This window comes from Arthrobacter sp. zg-Y238, assembly GCF_024385525.1.
Lineage (GTDB): Bacteria > Actinomycetota > Actinomycetes > Actinomycetales > Micrococcaceae > Arthrobacter_B > Arthrobacter_B jinronghuae.
The window spans coordinates 572,612-593,506 of the sequence record NZ_JANFLU010000001.1 but is presented as its reverse complement, the minus strand read 5'-3'; the positions used below and the strand labels follow the sequence as shown (position 1 = coordinate 593,506).

20 protein-coding genes are annotated in these 20,895 nt (G+C 63.0%); 16 read left to right on the top strand and 4 right to left on the bottom strand.

Going from position 1 to position 20,895, the window contains the following annotated elements; translation table 11 throughout:
• Positions 1 to 44: 44 nt before the first annotated feature.
• The 3 genes from NNX38_RS03000 to NNX38_RS02990 all read right to left on the bottom strand — a co-directional run bounded on the left by NNX38_RS03000 (position 45) and on the right by NNX38_RS02990 (position 3,915).
• A complete protein-coding gene (locus NNX38_RS03000) occupies positions 45 to 1,733 on the bottom strand; it encodes a long-chain-fatty-acid--CoA ligase (RefSeq protein ID WP_255796761.1) in 1,689 nt (562 codons plus the stop codon).
• A gap of 81 nt (positions 1,734 to 1,814) precedes the next feature.
• Entirely contained in the window at positions 1,815 to 2,780 is a 966-nt protein-coding gene (locus tag NNX38_RS02995) for a RimK family alpha-L-glutamate ligase (RefSeq protein WP_255796657.1), read from the bottom strand.
• Between the two features lie 139 nt (positions 2,781 to 2,919).
• A complete protein-coding gene (locus NNX38_RS02990; RefSeq protein WP_255796656.1) occupies positions 2,920 to 3,915 on the bottom strand; it encodes an alpha/beta hydrolase in 996 nt (331 codons plus the stop codon).
• Between the two features lie 225 nt (positions 3,916 to 4,140).
• On the opposite strand from NNX38_RS02990, the gene NNX38_RS02985 reads away from it, so the two are divergent.
• From NNX38_RS02985 to NNX38_RS02925, 13 genes are all read left to right on the top strand, one after another.
• Entirely contained in the window at positions 4,141 to 5,085 is a 945-nt protein-coding gene (locus NNX38_RS02985; RefSeq protein WP_255796655.1) for a 3-carboxyethylcatechol 2,3-dioxygenase, read from the top strand.
• Positions 5,082 to 5,948 carry an alpha/beta fold hydrolase gene (locus NNX38_RS02980; RefSeq protein WP_255796654.1) on the top strand — a complete coding sequence of 289 codons (867 nt, stop codon included), beginning with the start codon at positions 5,082 to 5,084 and terminating at the stop codon, positions 5,946 to 5,948. Before NNX38_RS02985 ends, NNX38_RS02980 begins: the two co-directional genes overlap by 4 nt.
• Positions 5,949 to 5,951: 3 nt before the next feature.
• Positions 5,952 to 6,752 (top strand): 2-keto-4-pentenoate hydratase, encoded by an 801-nt coding sequence (locus tag NNX38_RS02975; RefSeq protein WP_255796653.1) that lies wholly within the window; start codon positions 5,952 to 5,954, stop codon positions 6,750 to 6,752.
• Positions 6,745 to 7,197, top strand: coding sequence for a nuclear transport factor 2 family protein (locus NNX38_RS02970; protein WP_255796652.1), 453 nt, complete (start codon positions 6,745 to 6,747; stop codon positions 7,195 to 7,197). The genes NNX38_RS02975 and NNX38_RS02970 overlap by 8 nt, the downstream gene beginning before the upstream one ends.
• Entirely contained in the window at positions 7,194 to 7,940 is a 747-nt protein-coding gene (locus NNX38_RS02965; RefSeq protein WP_255796651.1) for an HpcH/HpaI aldolase/citrate lyase family protein, read from the top strand. The genes NNX38_RS02970 and NNX38_RS02965 overlap by 4 nt, the downstream gene beginning before the upstream one ends.
• Complete coding sequence (locus NNX38_RS02960) at positions 7,937 to 9,652, top strand: bifunctional 3-(3-hydroxy-phenyl)propionate/3-hydroxycinnamic acid hydroxylase (RefSeq protein WP_255796650.1); 1,716 nt, start codon at positions 7,937 to 7,939, stop codon at positions 9,650 to 9,652. Before NNX38_RS02965 ends, NNX38_RS02960 begins: the two co-directional genes overlap by 4 nt.
• Complete coding sequence (locus tag NNX38_RS02955; RefSeq protein ID WP_255796649.1) at positions 9,649 to 10,647, top strand: ABC transporter substrate-binding protein; 999 nt, start codon at positions 9,649 to 9,651, stop codon at positions 10,645 to 10,647. Before NNX38_RS02960 ends, NNX38_RS02955 begins: the two co-directional genes overlap by 4 nt.
• Before the next feature lie 82 nt (positions 10,648 to 10,729).
• Complete coding sequence (locus NNX38_RS02950; protein ID WP_255796648.1) at positions 10,730 to 11,554, top strand: ABC transporter permease; 825 nt, start codon at positions 10,730 to 10,732, stop codon at positions 11,552 to 11,554.
• Positions 11,551 to 12,324: an ABC transporter permease gene (locus NNX38_RS02945; RefSeq protein ID WP_308219811.1), complete on the top strand. Its 774-nt coding sequence runs from the start codon at positions 11,551 to 11,553 to the stop codon at positions 12,322 to 12,324. Before NNX38_RS02950 ends, NNX38_RS02945 begins: the two co-directional genes overlap by 4 nt.
• Positions 12,317 to 13,150, top strand: a complete 834-nt coding sequence (locus NNX38_RS02940) for an ABC transporter ATP-binding protein (RefSeq protein ID WP_255796647.1) — start codon at positions 12,317 to 12,319, stop codon at positions 13,148 to 13,150. Before NNX38_RS02945 ends, NNX38_RS02940 begins: the two co-directional genes overlap by 8 nt.
• Positions 13,147 to 15,126 carry an NAD(P)/FAD-dependent oxidoreductase gene (locus NNX38_RS02935; RefSeq protein WP_255796646.1) on the top strand — a complete coding sequence of 660 codons (1,980 nt, stop codon included), beginning with the start codon at positions 13,147 to 13,149 and terminating at the stop codon, positions 15,124 to 15,126. The genes NNX38_RS02940 and NNX38_RS02935 overlap by 4 nt, the downstream gene beginning before the upstream one ends.
• Positions 15,127 to 15,225: 99 nt before the next feature.
• A complete protein-coding gene (locus tag NNX38_RS02930) occupies positions 15,226 to 15,870 on the top strand; it encodes a TetR/AcrR family transcriptional regulator (protein WP_255796645.1) in 645 nt (214 codons plus the stop codon).
• Positions 15,867 to 16,583 (top strand): SDR family oxidoreductase, encoded by a 717-nt coding sequence (locus NNX38_RS02925; RefSeq protein WP_255796644.1) that lies wholly within the window; start codon positions 15,867 to 15,869, stop codon positions 16,581 to 16,583. The genes NNX38_RS02930 and NNX38_RS02925 overlap by 4 nt, the downstream gene beginning before the upstream one ends.
• 59 nt (positions 16,584 to 16,642) lie before the next feature.
• On the opposite strand, the gene NNX38_RS16885 is transcribed toward NNX38_RS02925, so the two are convergent.
• A complete protein-coding gene (locus NNX38_RS16885; RefSeq protein WP_255796643.1) occupies positions 16,643 to 17,317 on the bottom strand; it encodes a GntR family transcriptional regulator in 675 nt (224 codons plus the stop codon).
• A gap of 180 nt (positions 17,318 to 17,497) precedes the next feature.
• Between NNX38_RS16885 and NNX38_RS02915 the strand changes: the two genes are divergently transcribed.
• Genes NNX38_RS02915 through NNX38_RS02905 form a run of 3 tightly spaced genes read left to right on the top strand, consistent with a single transcriptional unit; the run spans position 17,498 to position 20,855 of the window.
• On the top strand, positions 17,498 to 18,334 hold the full coding sequence (locus NNX38_RS02915; protein WP_255796642.1) for a fumarylacetoacetate hydrolase family protein: 837 nt from the start codon (positions 17,498 to 17,500) through the stop codon (positions 18,332 to 18,334).
• Positions 18,335 to 18,362: 28 nt separating this feature from the next.
• Positions 18,363 to 19,973, top strand: a complete 1,611-nt coding sequence (locus NNX38_RS02910) for an FAD-dependent monooxygenase (RefSeq protein ID WP_255796641.1) — start codon at positions 18,363 to 18,365, stop codon at positions 19,971 to 19,973.
• Between the two features lie 9 nt (positions 19,974 to 19,982).
• On the top strand, positions 19,983 to 20,855 hold the full coding sequence (locus NNX38_RS02905) for a VOC family protein (protein ID WP_255796640.1): 873 nt from the start codon (positions 19,983 to 19,985) through the stop codon (positions 20,853 to 20,855).
• Positions 20,856 to 20,895: the final 40 nt, after the last annotated feature.

The window sequence follows — 20,895 nt, the reverse complement described above, 5'->3', positions numbered from 1 at the left end:
CTCCGCCGGATACCCGTCAATAGGTACTTACTGCGAGGAGGGGACTACGCGTCCTGCAGCAGTGCGTCCCGCACCTGGCGGCGCAGCACCTTGCCCAGCATGGACTTGGGCAGGTCCTCGATCACCACGATCTTCCGGGGCACCTTGTAAGGCGTGAGCCGCTCACGGCAGTAGGCACGCAGAGCTGCTTCATCGAGCTCGGCACCTTCCTGCAGGACGACGGCGGCCACCACCTGCTCGCCGCCGTCGGCCCGGGGCAGGCCCACCACGGCGGCGTCGAGGATGTGCTGGTGGGTGCGCAGCACGTCCTCAACCTCCGACGGCGAAACGTTGAAACCGCCGGTGATGATGAGTTCCTTGCGGCGGTCCACCACCTTCACGAAGCCGTCCTCATCGACGGTGACAATGTCGCCGGTCCGCAGCCAGCCGCCGTCGAGCAGCACCTCCGCTGTGTCCTCGGGGTTGTTCCAGTAACCGGCGAAGACCTGCGGCCCGCGGACCAGGAGCTCGCCGGCGGCGCCGGGTTCGACGTCGTTCACCGGATTTTCCGGGTCCACCACGCGCATCTCGGTGCTGGGGAACGGAACACCGATGGTGCCGTTGCGGCGCGATTCGGCGAAGGGGTTGCCCAGGGCCACCGGAGAGGATTCGGTCAGGCCGTACCCCTCGACCAGCAGACCGCCGGAGACCTCTTCCCAGAGCTTCACCGTGGCGGCCGGGAGGGTCATGGCCCCGGAAATGGCGTAGCGGATGGTAGACAGGTCCACGCCGCGCTTCTTGGACTCGTGTGCGGTCTTTTCGTAGATCGGCGGGACGGCGCAGAAGACGGTGGGCTTGGATTTCTTCGCGGCGGACAGGACCAGATCCACGTCGAACTTGGGGAACAAGACGAGCCGCGACCCGGTGAGGACGGAGAAGGTCAGGTAGAGGGTGAGGCCGAAGGCATGGAACATGGGCAGCACGCCGTAAATGACTTCCTTGCCCTCCTGCGCGCCGTGCATCCAGGCCTTGCCCTGCAGTGCGTTGGACCGCAGGTTGTAATGCGTCAGCATAACGCCCTTGGGGATGCCGGTGGTGCCCGAGGTGTACTGCAGGGCCGCCAGGTCGGAAACGGACGGGCGGGGGTGGTCCGCGGACAGCGGAGCGTTGTCGAGCAGTTCCTCCCAGGACATGGTGCGCTCGGTCTTGGCGGTCAGGCCCGCGCGGGTGCGCCGCAGGGAGGGAACCGGAAGGGCCAGTGCCATCCGCTTGATCCGCGGCATCGCCTTGGTGATGTTCACGGCCACGATGGTTTCCACGGCCACGTCGCCGGGGAAATCCTGCACCTTCTCCACTGCCTTGTCCCAGACGATGGCCACCTTGGCGCCGTGGTTCTCGAACTGGTGGCGCAGCTCGCGCTCCGTGTAGAGCGGGTTGTGGCCGACGACGACGGCGCCCAGCCGGAGCACGGCGTAGAACGCGATGAGGTACTGCGGGCAGTTGGGCAGGATGACCGCCACCCGGTGGCCTTTCCGCACGCCCAGCTTGCGCAGGCCTTCGGCGGCCCGGTTGATCCGGTCCCCCAGGTCCTTGTAGGTGGTTTCAGCACCGAAGAACTCCAGGGCCACCTTGCTGCCGAACCGCTCCACGGCGTCTTCCATCATGGCGGTGAGGGATTCGGTGGGCAGCTCAATCTGCGCGGGAACGCCGGGCTGGTAGTTCTTGACCCAATGCGGCTCCAGGGCAGCGGACATGGCGGTCTCCTTCAAGTTGGGCAATACCACGACTATATCGAGGCCGCAGCCCTGTGGATAAAAAAGTTGAGCCGCACCACGCTATTCCGCGGCCGGCACCAGGGACGCGAGATACCGGGCCAGGGCACGGGGCGCGGACCGCGGAGCCACTGCTTCGACGGCGGCGTTGTAGTTGGTGTTCGTGTTGACGTCATAGGTCAGCAGCCGACCGTCCGCGGCCTCGATGAACTCTATGCCGCAGACCTCCAACCGGTTCCGGCGGGCGAACTCCAAATACTTGCCGAGCACCGGGTGGTCGAAGTCCTCGCGCAGGCTGAACAGCTGGGTGTCCGCGTCCGGTGCAATGGTGGCGCCGGGCGGCATGATCGGCTTGCCGGTGGACGGGTCGATGGCGCAGGCATCGGCGGGGCAGAGCTGGAAGCCCCCGCGGGCCGTGTCCGCCTTGATGGCATAGACGAATTCCCCGCCCACAATCTCCGCCCGCGTAATGAAGGGTTCGGCCGCAACAATGTATTCCTGGATCAGGGTGATGCCGTCCGCAGGCTCCTCGAACTCCTCCGACGCCACGTAGTCCGCCAGTTCCCCGTGCGATTCGAACTTCCGCACCCCGAGGCCCTTGCCGCCCTGGTTGTGCTTGGTGATGAACGGTGCGGGGAATTCCTTAGCCGCGGCTAGGATCTGGTGGCGCCCGACGGCGGCCACGGTGCGCGGGGTGTCGATGCCCGCGGCACGCAGGGCGGTCAGCTGGTCCACCTTGCTCATTTCCAGTTCCAGCACCCGGCGGCCGTTGACCGTGCGCCGTCCATGCGCTTCCAGCCAGGACAGCACCGCCCGGGCGTAGTCCTTGGACAACCCGTGGTCCCGGGTGTGCGAGGAGGCGCTGATCCGGGACCAGAAAATGCCCTCCGGCGGCACCGAGTCCAGATCCAGGACGCCGTCCGTCAGCAGCCATTCCTCCACATGCACGCCTTCGGCCTCAAAGGCGCGGGCAAAGGGCGGGAACCATTCGGGATTCTCATGCAGGGCATAGACCGTGGGGGTGCTCATGGGACTCGCTTTCACCGGTTTCGTCGTCGGCCCGGGAAGGCCGGGATACAAAGCCACCCTAGGGCCGGCGGGGAAACCGCGCCAGCTTCCATGACGCGCGGCAACAAGGGCCCAGACGCTGCACCGCGCGGTGCAGACATCAAAGTCGGACACGGGTAGCAGACCGTTCACGCAGTAGCCGGCCCATCCATGCGGCGCGGGTCCTGATGGTGCTGGCCGTTATCTCACTGTCCGGTGCCAGCTGGTCGTAGCGGTGGAAGCCGCCGGCCCACATGTGCAGTTCGGCATCATTACCGGCAGCCCACAAATCCGCAGCGTAGGCGACGGTTTCATCACGGAAGACCTCCGCGGTGCCGCACTCGAGAAAAGCCGGCGGCAGGCCGGCGAGGTTCCCCGTCCGTGCTGGTGCCGCATACGGATCCGTCGCCCGCCGCCCGTGGTCCTGCCCGAGGAGCGCACTCCAGCCAAACCGGTTCGCCTGCCGGTCCCATCCACCCGTGCCGTCAAACTGGCGCAAGGATTCGGTGGCGTCGCGGTCATCGAGCATGGGGCTTAGCAGAAGCTGTCCCGAAATCCGCGGGCCCCTCCGGTCCCTCGCCATTAAGGCCAGGGATGCCGTGATGCCGCCGCCAGCACTCTGTCCGGCGACAATCAGCGGCTGTCTGCGAAGGTTGAGCCGTTCCGCCTGGGCAACAGTCCATTCCAGTCCCGCGTAGGCGTCTTCGCGGGGAAAGGGGTCGGGAAACTCAGGGGCCAATCTGTACTCGACAGTGACGATGGCGGCATCAAACATCTCAATCCAGTCCAGGAACGCTGTTATCCCGCTCCAACGGTCTCCTGCCACCATGCCTCCGCCGTGGCTGTGATAGATCAGCGGACCGGTGGGGGTGGGTGTTCCCCTCAAGACGGACAGCCCGATTCGGCCGCCCTGGTATCCGGGGATCTCATGGTGCTCCGCCACGATTGGCAGGCCCGCGGACTTCAGCAGGCCTGCGACGTCGGACGGAGACGACGTTGATGCCTGGCGGACCGCTGCCAGCGATTCCATGGTGAAGCCGGCGCCGCCGGCGTACTTGGCCCGGAAGATTTCGGAAATCTGCGGGTCGTAGGGCGGCCGTACCGGTGTTCCGTTCATGGATGTCCTTCTCCTTGTTCGTTACTGGGTTCCTGGTTCGCCGTTTGGGGCTTGCGCAGCGGCCACACGATCGGCCGGAGGGGCTCCACTGTTGTCTAGATCACATTGCCTCTAGCCAGATGTGATGTAATTCACTAGAATCAACATTCTAGACGACGTAGTCCAGAACCGAGACTCGCCGAAAACTCATCAAATGGCCCCAGAGGCCTGAGAGGAAATGACGCCATGACTCTTGCAGTGGCCGCAATGTCCCACGCCCCCTCCTTCGGAAACGTAGATCCGGGCGGAACGATTTTTGCTGAAATCAATTCGGCAATTGACGACGTCCGGGCTTTCGTTGAGGATTTCGCGCCGGACGTCACCATCGCGCTGGGACCGGATCACTTCAATGGCGTGATGTACGAGATGATGCCCCCGTTCTGCGTAGGTGCGCAGGCCAACGGAGTCGGAGACTGGGGCACCGCTGCCGGCCCGCTGCCCGTTGACAGCGATACCGCGCGGGAGCTGCACCGACTCATCCTCGAGGACGGTATCGACATCGCCCGGTCCGAACGGCTTCAGGTGGATCACGGGGTACTACAGCCCCTGGAGTTTGTCTACGGACACGACTTCAAGAATCCGTTTGTACCCATTTTCGTGAACTCTGTGGGGCTGCCGCTCACACCCATGAACCGTGTTCGTGCCTTTGGCGAAGCAGTGGGCCGGGCCGCGCAGAAACTCGACAAGAAGGTTCTGATCTTCGCCTCCGGCGGGCTGTCTCACAACCCTCCCATCCCGGTCTGGGACGGCGCGTCCGACGAGGTGAAGGAACGGCTCATCCACTTGGAAATGACGCCGGAACAGCGCGAGGTCCGCGAATCCACGATGCTCAACAACATCCGGAAGTTTGCTGAGGGAAAGGCGACCACCCAGCCCCTCAATGCCGAGTGGGACACCAAGGTGCTCGACGTCTTCCGTGCCGGCGATATGACTGTCGTGGACTCGTGGACCAACGAGTGGTTCGGCGCCGAAGGCGGCAGCGGAGCACATGAGGTGCGCACCTGGATCGCTGCTTTCAGCGCCCTGTCCACTGCCGGCAGCTACAGCTTCCAGGTTGACCGCTACTGGCCGGTTGAAACCTGGGGTGCCGGATTCGGTGTAGTTGCAGCAGTCACGGACAGCGCTGCATGAGCCATCAGCTTGAGTCGCTGTGGCAGCAGATCGGGGACCTCCCCCATCAACTGTTCTATCTCGAGATCGGGGGCTGGCGTACCCGCGTCCTGTCGGTGGGCGAGGGCAGCGACACCATCGTGATGATGGCCGGTACCAGCGGTCACCTCGAGGCCTTCACACAGAACATTCGGGCGCTGGCCCGGACCCACACCGTGATCGCCTACGACTACCCCGGCCACGGATTCTCCAGTCTGGCAGGAGCCGACCTCGAGATAGCGGACTATGAAAAACACCTGGTCGGGCTGCTGGATGCCCTGAATGTCGACCGGGCACATCTCTGCGGTGAATCGCTCGGCGGATGGATCGCACTGAAGTTTGCCCAGTCACACGCGGATCGGGTCAGGACCTTGATCCTGAGCGCTCCGGGCGGGCAGATCATCAAAACCTCAGCGATGGGTAAGGCGCGTTCGGTCAGCCGCGAGGCCGTCGAGAATCCAACCTTTACCAACGTCAAAGCGAGGCTGCAGGTAGTCATCCATGATCCCGAGCTCATCACTGACGAGCTAGTGCACATGCGCCAGGCCGTCTACAGCCGGGAGGGTTTTGCCCGCTCCATGGATCACATCCTGGCCCTGCAGCAGCCGGAGATCCGCTTCCGCAACCGAGTCACTGAGGAAGATTACGCGGCCCTGACCGTCCCGACTCTGCTCGTGTGGACGGATCATGAGCCCTCGGGCGGCATCGAGACGGGCGAACGGTTCGCAGCGGCAATACCCGACGGCGAACTGCTGGTTATCCGCAACGCAGCCCACTGGCCCCAGTGGGAAGACCCAGAGGCCTTCAACGAATGCGCCCTCGATTTCCTGGCAAGAAAGGGGTGACGGATGTCACCGATTATCCAAAAAATTGCCGACGACCTCTATGCGGCCCGGCAGAACCTCACACCGATTGACCACATCCGGCATCAGCTGCCCGGTGGCGATCTGGCTGCCGCCTATGCAATCTCCGAGATCAACACCCAACGGCGGGTCCAGGAGCAGAAGCTTCGGCGTGTTGGCCGCAAAGTCGGCCTGACCAATCCCATGGTGCAAAAAAAGGCCGGTGTGGATCAGCCCGACTACGGCATCATTCTCGAGGACATGGTTTTCCCGGGAGGCGTGGTCCGTCCGAGATCCGCATTCATCAAACCGAAGATCGAGGCGGAGCTCGCTTTCGTCCTCAAGGAAGACCTGCTCTCCTCGGACCTCGCTGCCGTTGAAGCTGCCATCGATTACGTGGTGCCCGCGATAGAGCTCGTGGACTGCCGGTACCACAACTACGGAATGAGCATTCTCGATACCGTCGCGGACAACGCGGCCTGTGAGGGCGTGGTGACCGGGGCGGTCCGCAAACCTTACGGTGAAATCGACCTCAACGAGGTCGAAATGATCCTGTACCGCGGCGACGAGGAAGTGACCCGGGGCATCGGCAGGAATGTCCTGGCCGGTCCGGTCAACGCCATCCAGTGGCTCGCCGAGACATCGCTTCGGATCAATAAGCCGCTGCGTGCCGGCGAAATCCTACTCTCCGGATCAATCGGCATGATCGTCGATTGGGAGACCGATGTCCCCTACACCGCTGTTTACTCGCACGGATTCGGTTCCGTGTCAGCCACTCTCGATTCCAAGGATCTACACCATGCCTGAAGTCACCAGCGAAATACGCGCTGAAATTGAACAGCTTGTCACGGAGCACCACTGGCTGCTTGACCATGGGCATGCCGACCGTTTGTACACGCTGTACGCGGAGGACGCGGTGTCCACCGGGCCGCTGGGAACGATGGACGGCCGGGAGGCCGTGAAGGCCTGGGGCGAACGCCGGGCAAAGATGGATGCGGGGGTCGTCCGGCACTTTTCCGGGGGAACCCGGTTGGCCTTCGAAAACGGCGTCCTGTGCGGCACCACCTACTACATGACCTTTCGGGACAGTCAGTCCGATCCGCTCCATCCGGCCAGCGTGGGAGAGTTCCGTGAGCAGTACACCCAAGTGGATGGCCGGTGGCTTATCCATCGCCGTGAGATCGCTCCGATTTTCGGCGCGGCAAACGCCGCTGCCCACGCACAGCGCATAGCCGCAGGAGAGGCCAAATGAGTCTCGGCCAGTCGGCAGCGCCTGTGCTGCTTCACATTGCCACACCCTCAATGGCTGCCGCTGAAAACGCGTTGGACGCCGGTTACGACGGCGTCATGCTCGACCTGCAGCACGGAGAGATCGGACTGGACCAGGCAAGCAACATGCTGCGGTCCATACCCCGAGGCAATGCATACCTGTTTGCCCGCGTCGCCTGCATTGACTCCGGTGTCATCGGGCGGCTGCTGGACAGCGGCGCCCGCGGGATAGTCGCTCCCACGGTCGAATCCGCGGAACAGGCACAGGCACTGGTATCGGCTACAAAGTACCCGCCGCTCGGTCGACGCAGCCTTGGCCCCAGCCGGCCCGCCCTCTACTCCGGAGCCGACTACTGCGCTGCGGGGAACGAAGCTGTATCCACAGTGGTGCAAATTGAAACCGCTGCCGGTGTTGAAGCAGCAGACCGGATACTCAGTGTGGACGGTGTGGACTCGCTCTACATCGGACCCTCCGACCTGGCGGTCTCCTACGGCCTACCCGGGCGCCCGGACTGGTCCGACGGCCCGGTTGCCGACGCCGTCGCCCACCTCGCCGAAAGGGCACGGGTCCACGGAGTCAAAGTGGGCCTGTACTGCAGCGACCCCGCCTTCGCCGCCGGGCAGATACTGCAGACCGGCCTGGACTATGTGGGACTGGGCATCGACCTGATGTTCATCAGCAAACAGGCCCGCGCCTCCCTCGCGGCTCTCAAGGAGGCATCATGACGGAACAAACCGAAATCCTGATCATCGGAGCGGGACCCACCGGGCTGACGCTGGCCAATCTGCTGGGCCGCCGGGGCATCCGTACCATCCTCATCGAGGCACGGGACAAGCTCATCGACTACCCGCGGGCCGTTGGCATCGACGACGAGTCGCTGCGCGCCATGCAGGGGCTGGGACTGGTGGACAAGGTGCTTGAGCACACTGTCCCCGATCAGCAGATCCGCATCGTCAACGGTGCGGGCAAGATCATCGCCGGAATCAATCCAACCACCCGCGAGTTTGGCTGGCCCCGCCGCAACGGATTCGTGCAGCCGCTGGTGGACCAGATCCTCCTGGAAGGCGCACAGCGCTATGACTGCGTCGAGGTCCGCCTCGGAGCCAAGGCCACCGATGTGGTTCAGGACGCCGACGGAGTCACTGTCACGGTGCATTCCCAAGGCAAAGACTCCTCCATTCGCGCGGAATACCTGGTGGGTTGCGAGGGCGGGCGCTCATTCACCCGCCAAAAGCTGGGGATTCCCTTCACCGGCGAGACCCGGCGCCAACGCGGTTTGGTGATCGACGTCGCCAATGATCCGCTGGGGACACCCCACGCGGTCTTCGGCGGGGACCCCACCCGGGGATACGCCACCCTAAGCCTGCCGCACGGCATACGCCGGTGGGAGTTCATGCTGCTGGACGGCGAGGACGACGACCTAATCAACAGCGACGAATTTCTCCATCAACTGCTCCGGGACCATGTGGCGGAGCCGGCCGAGTTGGATGTCATCCGCCGCCGCGTCTACGAGCACCACGCGCGCCTTGCGGACCGTTTCCGGGACGGGCGGGTCCTGTTGGCCGGCGACGCCGCCCATGTAATGCCGGTGGTCGCCGGGCAGGGATGGAATTCCTGCATCCGTGACGCCCTGAACCTTGGCTGGAAGCTGCCGGCAGTTGTCCGAGGGCTGGCCGATGACCGGCTGCTCGACACCTATGCGGAGGAACGCCGCGACCATGTCAAGGCAATGATCGACCTGTCGGTAGGAATGTCCAAGGTCGTGACGAACCGGAGCAAGGTCACGTCTGCAGTACGTGACACCGCAGCCGCCGTGATCGACCGCCTGCCAAAACTCAAGTCCTACGTCTCGGGCCAGGGATTCAAACCCATGCCGAAGTACACCCGCGGCGTGGTCGTCCCGGGAAAGTGGCCGGAGTCGAAGTCGGTGCCCATCGAGGACGGAGTGCAGCCGGGCACGGGCACGCTGTTCCCGCAGCCGCACGTCCGCACCGCTGATGGAGAGGATGTCCTGCTCGACGACGTCACGGGTGACGGATGGCGGATCTTCGTCTGGAACAACAACCCGGAGCATTTCCTTTCCGCGGATTCCCTCGCTGCCCTGACCGCTTTGGACGCCACCCTCGTCCATGCGGTGCCGGCAACCCAGCTCCGTTGGACCGCCGCCCATGCAACCCCGGGCGTGTGTGTGGTCGGAGACGCTTCGGGAATGTTGAAGTCCTGGTTCCATGCGCGTCCGGTTTCCGTCGCGATCGTCCGGCCTGACCACGTCATTGCCGCCGAATGCCTGGCTCAGGACCTGAACCGTACTCTGCAGAAGGTCTTCGGCAGTGCCTATCTGCTCCCGGCAGATGGCACTCCACTCCCCGCGGGGTCCGGCCCCGGGACAGATTCTTCACACTTCGTTTCCTCAAGGAAGAGAGAACTCACGTCATGACCACTCGAACCCTCCGCTTGCTAGGCAGCGGCGCGCTCGCCGCCGCACTCACCCTGACCGGTTGCGCATCCGGTTCCATCTCCGGAGGCGCGGACACAGGTGCAGGCGGCAGTGCATCCGACTCCGAGCTCCGCGACGTCAAGATTGGCCTGTTCCCCTCGTCGGCTGTGGCTGCTATTCAGCTGGGCGTTAACAAGGGCTATTTCGAAGAGGAAGGCCTGAACCTCGAAATGCTCCTGGGACAGGGAAGCGCCGCCCAGTTGCCCTCGTTGAGTTCCGGCAGCCTGGACTTCATGCTCTCGAGCCCCACCACCCCACTGGTGGCCACGGCCCAGGGGCTCGACTTGAAGATCGTCTCCGGATACGCCAGCAATCGGCCGGAAATGGTCGAAGACTCCGTCGCGGTGATGGTCGGTCCCAACTCCGACATTCACAGGGCGAAGGACCTGGAGGGCAAAACAGTCTCCATCAACGCCCTGGGCAGTATCGGGGACATCGGTATCCGCGAAGCCGTTGAGCTCGACGGCGGCGACCCCGACAAGGTGACCTTTGTGCAGCTCGGTTTCAACGAGGTCGGAGCCCAGCTTGAGAGCGGCCAGATCCAGGCCGGAATGGTGGGCCCTCCGTTCATGCAGCAGATCACCGCTGACGGCGGTGCTGTCATTAGCGACTTTATCCAGGAGGCCGGGCTCGGCGGCGCGGAACTGGTCATCGCTTCCAGCGGCGCCCTCGTCGAACAGGATCCGGAGGTGGTGGAAAGTTTCATTTCCGCCCTGGACAAGACCCTCAGCTACGCAGAAGAGCATCAGGACGAGGTGCGGGACCTACTGCCCGAAGTTCTCGGAACGTCCCCCGAGATGGCGGCCAAAACAGACTTCATTGCGTGGAACGCCCACCTGGATGTTGACGCCCTGAAACAGTTTGCCGATCTCATGACGAAACACGGCATCGTCGAGACGCGCCCGGACCTTGATGCCACGGTCTGGAGCAAGTAACGGCGGAGGCAGGCGGCCTCTCCGTGGGAACGGCCGCCCGCCCTGGGCACGATCACAAAAACTGAAAGGGGAGCTGGTCATCATGACCAACCCGACGACATCGGTGCCGCTTGGCGCCCGACGTTCATTGCTCTGGCTCAGGTTTGGGCCGGCGCTTCTGGGAACCTGCGGGATCCTCGGATTCCTAGGCATCTGGCAGGCGGCTTCCGTCACGGGGATTGTTGATCCCCGGCACCTGCCGCCGCCCACGGTGGTCTTTGCACGGTTCTTCGAGAACCTGGCCTACACGCAGTTCTGGGTAGCCACAGGACACACGTTGCGTGCCTGGATACTGGGCGTCCTGATTTCCTCGGTGGGCGGCCTGGTCCTGGGCGTCATCATCGGCTCCAGCCGGTTCCTAGTTCGGGCAACGCATTCAACCATCGAATTCCTGCGTCCCATTCCGGCCGTGGCGCTGATCCCCCTCGCTGCGCTGCTTTTCGGCCCCCGCCTCGGATCCGAGCTGATGATTATCATTTACGCCTGTTTCTGGGTCGTACTGATTCAGGTGCTGTACGGCATTGCAGACCTCGACCGGGTTGCAATGGACACAGCTCGGACCCTGCGCCTGAGTTTCCTCCAGCGGGTCCGGTACGTCGTTTTCCCGACGCTGCTTCCGTACCTCATGACCGGCCTGCGCCTGGCCGCCACGGTGGCCCTGGTCCTTGCCATCAGTGTTGAGCTGATTGTCGGCACACCGGGTCTTGGCCAGGAGGTTGCCTTTGCCCAGATCAACGGATCGGCACCGGCCATCTATGCCCTGATCATCACCAGCGGCCTGCTGGGAATCGCAATCAACTCACTCATGCGGTTCATCGAGCGTAAATCCCTTTTCTGGCATGAGTCCGTACGCGGAGGAGCAGCGTGATATCAACACTGAAGAGAGCCGGATACTTTCTGGGGCTCCCCCTGATCCTGCTGGCAGCATGGATCGGCTACACGTCCGTTCAGACAAACTTCTTCATCCCCGAACCGGCTGTGCTGGCCGACCGTTTTTTCCACATCTGGTTTTCCGAACGCCTGATGTCCGATGTGCTCCCCAGCATTGGCAGGCTTCTTGCGGGGCTGGGGCTGTCCATCGTCGCCGGCGTCACCATCGGTGTGATTATCGGCTACGTGCGTTGGATCCGGTGGCTGTTCGAGCCGCTCTTCGAGTTCATTCGAGCGGTTCCCTCTACCATCCTCATCCCGGTGCTCCTGCTGCTGATCGGGATCAATGACGCCATGAAGATCACCCTGATCGTCTGCAGTTGCATCTGGCCCATTCTGCTGAACACCGTTGCCGGTGTGACGTCCATCGATGAGGTCCTGCAGAACACAGCGAAAGTCATAGGGCTCAAAAAGCTGGACCGCATGCGCTATCTCGTGCTCCCGGCCGCTTCGCCGCAGATCATGGCGGGAATCCGCCAGAGCCTGGCCGTGGCGCTCATCCTGATGGTGGTTTCGGAGATGTTCGCGTCCACCGACGGGATCGGCCACTGGACAATCAATTTCCAGAACCGCGTCGCCATACCTGAAATGTGGAGCGGTATTTTGCTGCTGGGCATTATTGGCGTCGTCCTTTCAGTGGTTTTCCACTGGATTCAGAAACGAATTCTTGCCTGGTACGAAGGATTGAAGGAGAACGAAAATGACTAGTGGATCCCAGCAGGTCCGGCTCAGCGTAAAGCGGGTCCAGAAGATTTACCAGACAGGATCAGGCACCCGGTTCGAAGCGGTTCGGTCCCTGACCTTCGATCTGCATGACGGTGAATTCGCCTGTCTGGTGGGCCCGTCCGGAAGCGGGAAGACAACGCTTCTTAAGTGCATCGCCGGCCTGATGCAGACAACCTCGGGTGAGGTGGCGCTGGATGGGTCCCCGGTCTCCGGGCCCGCCGCCGGCATGGCCGTTGTGTTCCAGGAATACGGGCGCAGCCTGTTCCCGTGGATGACAGTTGCCGCCAATGTGGGTCTTCCGCTGAAAACGGGCGGGGTCCCCAAGTCCGAGCGTGCTGGACGTGTGCGCGAGGCCTTGGAAGCCGTGGGACTCGGCGCTGCCGGAGCGAAGTATCCGTGGCAGCTCTCGGGCGGAATGCAGCAGCGTGTGGCGATTGCCCGCGCCGTCGCTGCCCGGCCGAGTGTGCTGCTGATGGATGAGCCCTTCGCCGCCGTCGATGCCCAGACGCGTGCCGAGCTTGAGGACCTCGTCCGCCGAATCTGGAAAGAACACAACATGACCATCCTGTTCGTGACCCACGACATCGATGAGTCCGTGTACCTGGCTGAACGCGTGCTGGTCCTTTCAAGCTCGCCCACCGTAATCCAGAACGACATCAAGATTGATCTGCCGGAGGAACGCGACCAACTGGTGACCCGCTCGGCGCCGCGCTTTGCCGAACTGCGCGCGGAGGTCTACGAACGAGTGCAGTTCGCCAAGACCAACATCAACGGCGAGGTTGAGCCGGCCAGGCAGGTGCTCGCATGAGCGCCGCCGGGGTGCGCTCCGTACAGGCTGCCGCCGATGACTTGTTCTGGCAGGACACTTACGAACCGGTCATCGAGTCGGATGAGGAACTTCTGCGGATTGTCGAAGGGGCCGACCTCCCGGCGCTCCTTGCGGCACTGGCAGCCGCCACGGGAGACACAACCATCCTTACACCGAACCTGCGCCCGCCGCTGGTTCCCGTTGATACCGTCAACCACCCCCACGGCGGGATGACCCCCGACCAACAAGAACGGGGGCGGCGCACGGCCCTCAGCGCGTTGCGCCGTCTGCGCGACGAGGAAATCACCAGCGTGGGTATCCTCTCCGCGGACGACACCAACACGATTCTTGAGTTCCTCTGCAATGGACACAGCGAGTGGACCGGCATGCTGCAGCACGAGCTTGACCTGGCACCCAACAAAGGCGGCGCCCCGCAATGGCGCTTTGAGGACATCGCCGACGGGCGGGACTTCTCGGTGCTTATCGTCGGCTCGGGTGTAGCAGGCATTGCCGCGGCACATCGGTTCAGCCAAGCCGGCGTTCCTCTGACAATCATCGAGGCCGGAGACCGCTTGGGCGGCACCTGGCAGAAAAACCGGTATCCCGGAGTACGCCTGGACACACCGACCTTTGGCTACTCATACTCTTTTGCGCAGCGCGCTGACTGGCCCCATCAGTTCGCCCAGGGGTGTGAAATCCGGGAGTATCTCGAAACAGTGGCGCGCAGGGCAGGCTTGGATGAAAGCATCGAGTTTGGCAGCCGTCTGGTCCGGGCCGAGTGGATCGAATCGGCACGCGTCTGGCGAGTGACCACCCGGAGCGGAGACGGCGGCGAGAAAACGCGTGAGTTCAACGCGGTTATCAGCGCGTGCGGCCAACTGGACATTCCCAATATTCCGGATTTCCCCGGACAGGACTCATTCACCGGCATTGCCATGCATTCCCAGGACTGGGACGAATCCGTGGACTGGCGCGGAAAGCGGGTAGCTGTCATCGGCACCGGTGCCAGCGCGTACCAGATTGTCCCCGCCGTCTGTGATGACGTTGACAGCTTGGTGGTCTTCCAGCGCAGTGCACCATGGATGCTGCCCGCACCGAACTACCACGATGGAATGAGTGAGACATTCTCATGGCTGGCGCGCAAAGTGCCGCACTACGCCCAATGGTTCCGACTTTGGGTCCTGATCCTGGGAATCCCCGGCCGGTTCCACACGGTCCGTGCCGAAAGCGGCTGGGAGGGCGCACCTCTGAGCGTGTCACGGAAAAACCAGGAGGTCAGGGAGGAACTGACCCGTATTCTCACCGAGCAGTTTGCCGGATATCCAGAGCTGCTCAAGCATGCAATCCCTGTATACCCGCCGGGGGCCAAGCGGATGCTGCGGGACAACGGTGTCTGGGCCAAGGCCCTCACTTCCGCCCACACCACGCTCGCTACGTCCCCAATCCGTGAGTTGACGCCCAATGGCATCGTGACTGAAGACGGCACCGAACACGCCGTCGACATCATCGTCTACGCCACCGGATTCCGCCCTTCCGAGTACCTCGAAGGAATGGAGATTCTCGGCCGCGGCGGGCACGAAATCCATGACGTTTGGGAAGGGGACGCTCGTGCGTACAACGGAGTCACCGTCCCGGGATTCCCGAACTTCTTTATGGTCTACGGACCCAACGTTGGCGGGGTCGTGGCCGGAAGCCTCCACTTTATGCTTGAGAGGGCAGGCGAATATGCCCTCAAAGCGGTCCGCGAACTTCTTGAACGTCGGGCAAGCGCGCTCGACGTCAAGCAGGCTGCGCTGGAACGGTTCACGGCATGGGTGGACAGCGAAAACAGGCAAATGGCCTGGGGACAGCCCTATGTGCGCACCTGGTACCAGAACAGCGCCGGCCGCGTATCCCAGATTTGGCCATTCACCAATATCGAATACTGGGACGCAACCGAATCAATCGACCCGGAGGATTATGAGTTCCTCGCCTGAATGCGGCTCCGGGGCCGGCGCCGCGGCTACAAAGGGCAAGATCGGAATAACGTATCGTCGGCGTGTACTACTACGGATCGAGAGAGGAGGGAAATGACCGTGACAAGGAGAAGCCGCACGCATCAGTCCACTCCCAGCAACGAGCAGGCGATTTTGGATGCAGCCCTGACCCTGGCCGTGACTGCCGGCTACGAGGGAACCACCATGGCAGAGGTGGCACGCCTGTCCGGGCTGCCGGTGGGATCCGTCTACTGGCACTTCAATAACAAGGAACAGCTCTTTTCGGAGCTGATCGATTACTGCTTCGAAACATGGAAAGCGGACCACACCGGCCCCACCAACCGCGACCTGCTCCGCCGCAGCATTGCCGGATCCGCCGGCGGGTCGGTAAATCCGGAAAACAAGGCTGAGGCGTTCTGGATTTTGGCGCTGCTCTTCGCACTCGAAAAGCGGCTGACCGGCAACCTGGCCCGTGAACGGTACTTGGAAGTCCGCAAGCAGATGTTCGAGTTGATGGTCGAGCGGGTGGAACCGCAGATCCCGGACTCAGTGCTTGCCGTGGACCCCGAATTCGGCCGGAAAATGGTGGTGCTGGGCCGGGCACTTACGGATGGTTTCTACATCGCCGCGTCCTCAGGCGACGATATCGATTTTCTAGAGTTTGCCGATCTCTCCGCCTCGGCGGTGGAGGCACTTATAGCCCGGCGGGCCGCCGCTGTTGCTGCCGACGAGGAGAAACAATGACAGAAGTACTGAAAAGAGCAGCCGTGGTTGTGGGCGGCGGCTCGGGTATCGGTGCAGCCGTGGTGCGGGACCTTTCGTCGTACGGGTATCGGGTTGCAGCACTTTCGCCCTCCGGGCGGGCCGCAGAGCTGGCCCGGGAGCACGGAGGCGTTGGCCTGACCGGCTCCAACAGGTCAGTACAGGATCTGCAGTCCATTGTTGACCTGGCCCTGACGGAGTTTGGCCGGATTGACGCAGTGATCAACGGGACCGGCCACGGGGCGTCCGGCCCGGTCCTGGATCTGTCGGATGCCGATTGGGAAGATGGAATGGACGGGTTCCTGATGAACGTGGTGCGCATGGCCCGCATTGTCACCCCGTATTTTGAGAAGGCCGGCGGCGGGTCGATAGTGAACATTTCGACAAGTTCACCCCTTGAACCAAACCCGCGCTACCCGGTTTCCGCCGTGTTCCGCGCCTCTCTGGCGTCTTTTACCAAGCTCTACACGGACGAATTCGGGCCAGCGGGGATCCGAATGAACAACGTTCTGCCTGGATACACGAAGGAGGATCCAAGCACTGTGCCGCCCGAGTGGACTCAGCGGATCCCCTTGCGGCGGGCAGCCAGCACCCAGGAAATAGCCCAGGTGGTGCGGTTCCTGGCCGGCCAAGAGTCCAGCTACGTGACGGGCCAGAATATCCGTGTGGACGGCGGAGTCACCCGCGCCGTGTAACCGACCTTTCGGAGGTAAACGTTCCGTGCCCGGCTGGGCGGCAGCCGGGCACTGGAAGTTCAGCTCCCTGCGGACTCTTCGGCTATGCCTGAGTCCAATACCACCCGCACCGTTGTCTCGTAGTGCTCCCGCAGCAGCCGGACCAGCTCATCGGCATGCCGACCCAAAGCCGCATTCAGTATTGCCCGGTGCTCCCCCTCCACGTCCCGGCTGCCGGGCTCCACGTGGGGCGCCGCCCAGCAGCGGTACAGCTCGGTGGAATCGGAAAGATCAGATGCGAGCTTTAGCATCGGCTGGCACGCACAGGCCTCGAGCAACTTGAGGTGGAACGCCTTATGCGCCTTCTGCCATGCGGCATCCACGTGCCCGGGGTCCTCGGCTGAACGCCGCGGTATGCGTGCAAGTCGGTGATGCACGGCGATGAGCTCGGATTCCCACGCTACATCCCCCCGGCTAAGGGCCAGTCTGGCGGCCAGCTCCTCGGTGACGCACCGCAGCTCGGTCAGATCCGAAAGCTCCTGCAGATTAAGGTCACGTACGAAAAAGCCCCGATTGGGCTTTGTGGTCACCAGGCCGTCTCCGGCCAGGCGGGCCAGGGCCTCGCGGACAACCGTGCTGCTGGTGCCCAACACTGCTGCCATCGCGACCGGTTGAAGACGCACGCCCGGCCCCCATTCGCCTCTCAGGATCTGCTCGCGTATCTGGCCCACTACGCGGTATCCGGTACTCGCCACTGCATCTCCCTCGTCCGAATTCCGCCTAAACCTACACCGGGCCTACCCCCAATAGGTAAATAGTATTTTATTTGTTGACTAGTAGTCTATTGCTGACCTAGGGTTGTGACCTGTCACACACATATGAGTTTGTTTTCCCGGAACACCGAAAAAAGGACCGCCATGAATTACGCAAGTTTCGTGTCAACTGAAGGAAACCGCACTTGGGGAATCGTGGAGAACGGCACTGCCTACGATCTCGGTCCCAGCGGCCTTAATCTGGCGCCCACCCTGGCCGACGCGGTCAGCAGCGGCGTCTTCGGCACGGTCACCCGGGAACAGTACGCCGCAGCCCCCGCCAGCAATGAGGATGCCATTACGTTCCTGCCGCCCATCACGGCGCCGGGCAAGATCATTTGCATTGGGGTCAACTACCGCAGCCACCAGGAGGAGACCGGCAAGACAGAGCAGAAGGCACCGACCGTCTTTACCCGGTTCGCGGATACGCAAATGGGACACCTTCAGCCCGCCGGAATGCCGGACAGCACCACCCAGTTCGATTACGAAGGCGAAATGGCGCTGGTCATCGCCCGAGACGCGTGGCATGTGTCAAAGGACGAGGCTTTTGACTACGTGGCCGGCTATGCGGCCTACAACGACTTCTCCGTCCGTGACTGGCAGCGCGCCGCGTCGCAGTGGATTCCCGGAAAGAACTTCCCTGACACCGGAGCGTTCGGTCCCTACCTCGTGCCGGCCGCCGATGTTGAGGAGCTGGACTCAATGGTCCTGGAGACCCGGGTCAACGGCGAAGTCCGGCAGAAAGCCTCGCTGCGCGATCTCTACTTCCCGATTCCGGACCTCATTGAATACGTCACCGGCTTCACGAAGCTCTCAGCCGGAGACGTCATTGTCACTGGTACTCCGGGCGGGGTTGGACTCTTCATGGAACCGCAGGGGCTGCTCAATGACGGAGACGTCGTGGAGGTCGAAATCAGCGGCCTCGGGGTGCTTCGCAACACCGTCGAACGCGTGGCCTAGTCATCGGAACGGCGGAAGGAACCACGGCGTGGAACAGGTGATCGACACGGACATACTGGTTGTGGGGGCCGGACCTATCGGGTTGACTGCAGCTGCGCTGCTTGCTGACCATGGACTGAAGGTAGTCCTCGTCGAGAAGCAGGCATCGACCAGCGATGCGCCCCGCGCCATAAGCGCTACCGATGAGACGCTGCGTGTCATGGCGCAAATCGGGGTGCTGGACCGGCTTGCCCCGGAGATGCTGATGGACACCGGTGCGCGGTACTACGGGCGCCGGGGGCAGCTTCTTGCCGAGGTACGTCCCGGCCAGGCCCGACTGGGCCACCCGGGCAAATCGCAGTTCGACCAGCCGGTGATGGAATCCCTGCTCCTCGACGCAGTGCGCCGGCGGTCATCCACCATCGATCTGCGGTTCAGCACGGAGGCCCTGCAGATCTCAGAGCACGGCAATCATGCAGAAACCGTCCTGTCGGGCCGGGATGGAAAGACAACGGTGCGCTCGCAGTGGGTTCTGGCCTGCGACGGCGGCCGGAGCCCGATCCGCTCCCAGCTCGGTATCGCGTTGGAAGGCAGCACCCAAACCCAGCACTGGATCGTCGTAGACATCATCAATTCACAGGTTCCAACGGAGAAATTCGCCGAGTTCCATTGCAACGCCAGCCGGCCCGTGGTCGTGGTCCCCGGGGCGAACGGACGGCGGCGTTACGAGTTCATGCTGCTCCCGGGAGAAACGGCCGGTGATGTCACCGCGCCCGACTTCATTCAAAGCCTCGTGTCACCGTTCGAATCCGTAGAGCCCCAGAATATCCGCCGCGCCGCGGTGTACGTTGCCCACCAGCGGATTGCCGAGTCTTACCGGCAGGGACGGGTGATCCTTGCCGGCGATTCTGCGCATCTGATGCCGCCGTTCGCAGGCCAGGCATTGAATGCAGGCATAAGGGATGCCGCAAACATCTCCTGGAAGCTTGCCGCCAATGTCCTGGACGGCGCCCCTGAGACCCTGCTGGACACGTACGCCGCAGAACGCAGGCCCCACACCGCGGAAATGGTGCGCCTCTCGCACCTCATCGGAAAGGTGGTTATGGCCACGAATCCGCTGGCCGCCACGGTGAGGGATGGACTCCTTTCCGCGACAGCACTGGTCCCGCCGCTGAAACGCTGGGTCACAGGGATGAGGTTCCTCAAGCAGCCCCACTACTCCGACGGGTGCCTGGTGAACGCAGGATCCCGCCAGGCCACGGCGGTGGCTGCTTTCATTGGACGTGCGCTGCCCCAACCTGCGGTGCAATCCGATTCCGGCAGCACCGATTCTCTCGATTCCCTGCTCGGGCAGGGCTGGAGCATGCTGCGCTTTCACGGAAACAGCCGCTTTGAGGTTATTCCACTTCCGGCAGGTTCGGATGCCCGCACAGCTGCTGCCGGGATCACCGACACCGGCGGTGCTTTCAACGGGCTGCCTGCAGGCACCTCGCTCATTGTCCGCCCCGACCGGTATGTCGCTGCTGCAGTCCCCGCCGCAGCGGAGCAGGCCGCTTTGGCGGATTTGTCCCGCCTCGTCCCCGGTTTGCACCCCGGGACGGAACAGGGTGCCCCTTCGGCACCGAATCCGTCCGGCAAACCGCTACAACAAACCAGCTAAGGAGCACTCATGTCGTGGGGTTTAATTCGGGAAATGGGCCATGTGGCCATCCAGACAACTGACATCGAAGCGTCGATCGCTGATGCAACCGGGCTTCTTGGACTGCGTGTCACGGAACAGGCAGGACGCGAGGTTTACCTGGCAGCGGCGGCAGTTCACCATGAACTGGTGTACGTGGAATCGGATACCAACGGGATCCATGCGCTGGGTCTGGTGGCGCGTGACGGAGACGCCCTCAAGGAAATCCGACGGCGGGTGGAAGCCGAGAACCTGCCCGTGATCAGCGACAAGCCGCTTGGCGGAGTGCAGGACGGCTTCAGTTTCATTGGGCCAGAAGGATGGGTCTTCGATATCTATACCGACCCGCAGCCACACCGGCCCGGGGCGTTGTCCTTCGGTCCGGACCGGTACGGCCATGTGAATCTCCACCCCCGCAACGTGCGCGGAATGATGGAGTTCCTGGCCCGTGTACTGGATTTCCGGCTCTCCGATGTCATTGGTGATGACTTTGCCTATTTCATGCGCTGTAATGCCGACCACCATGGCATCGCCCTCATCCAGGGCCGCGGTACATTCCACCACCACGCCTGGCAGACCCAGTCCATAGCTGACCTCGGAAAACTCGGGGACCGGTTGAACCGGGTTGGCCGCGAGCTGATCTGGGGACCGGTGCGCCACGGCGCCGGGCACAACATTGCCGCCTATTATGTTGAAACCTCCGGCGCAGTGGTGGAGCTCTATACCGACCTGGAACAGGTCTACGATGACACCCGCCCACCGGTGAAATGGGGCGCGGAGGAGAATTGGTGGAACATGTGGGGTTCCTACCGTCCCGAGGAATTCCGCACCTTTGGCATACCTCCGGTTTCGAACCGGCGTTAAGCGGCGCCGGAGGGAAAGGGCCGTGCCTAGGCCCGCTGCC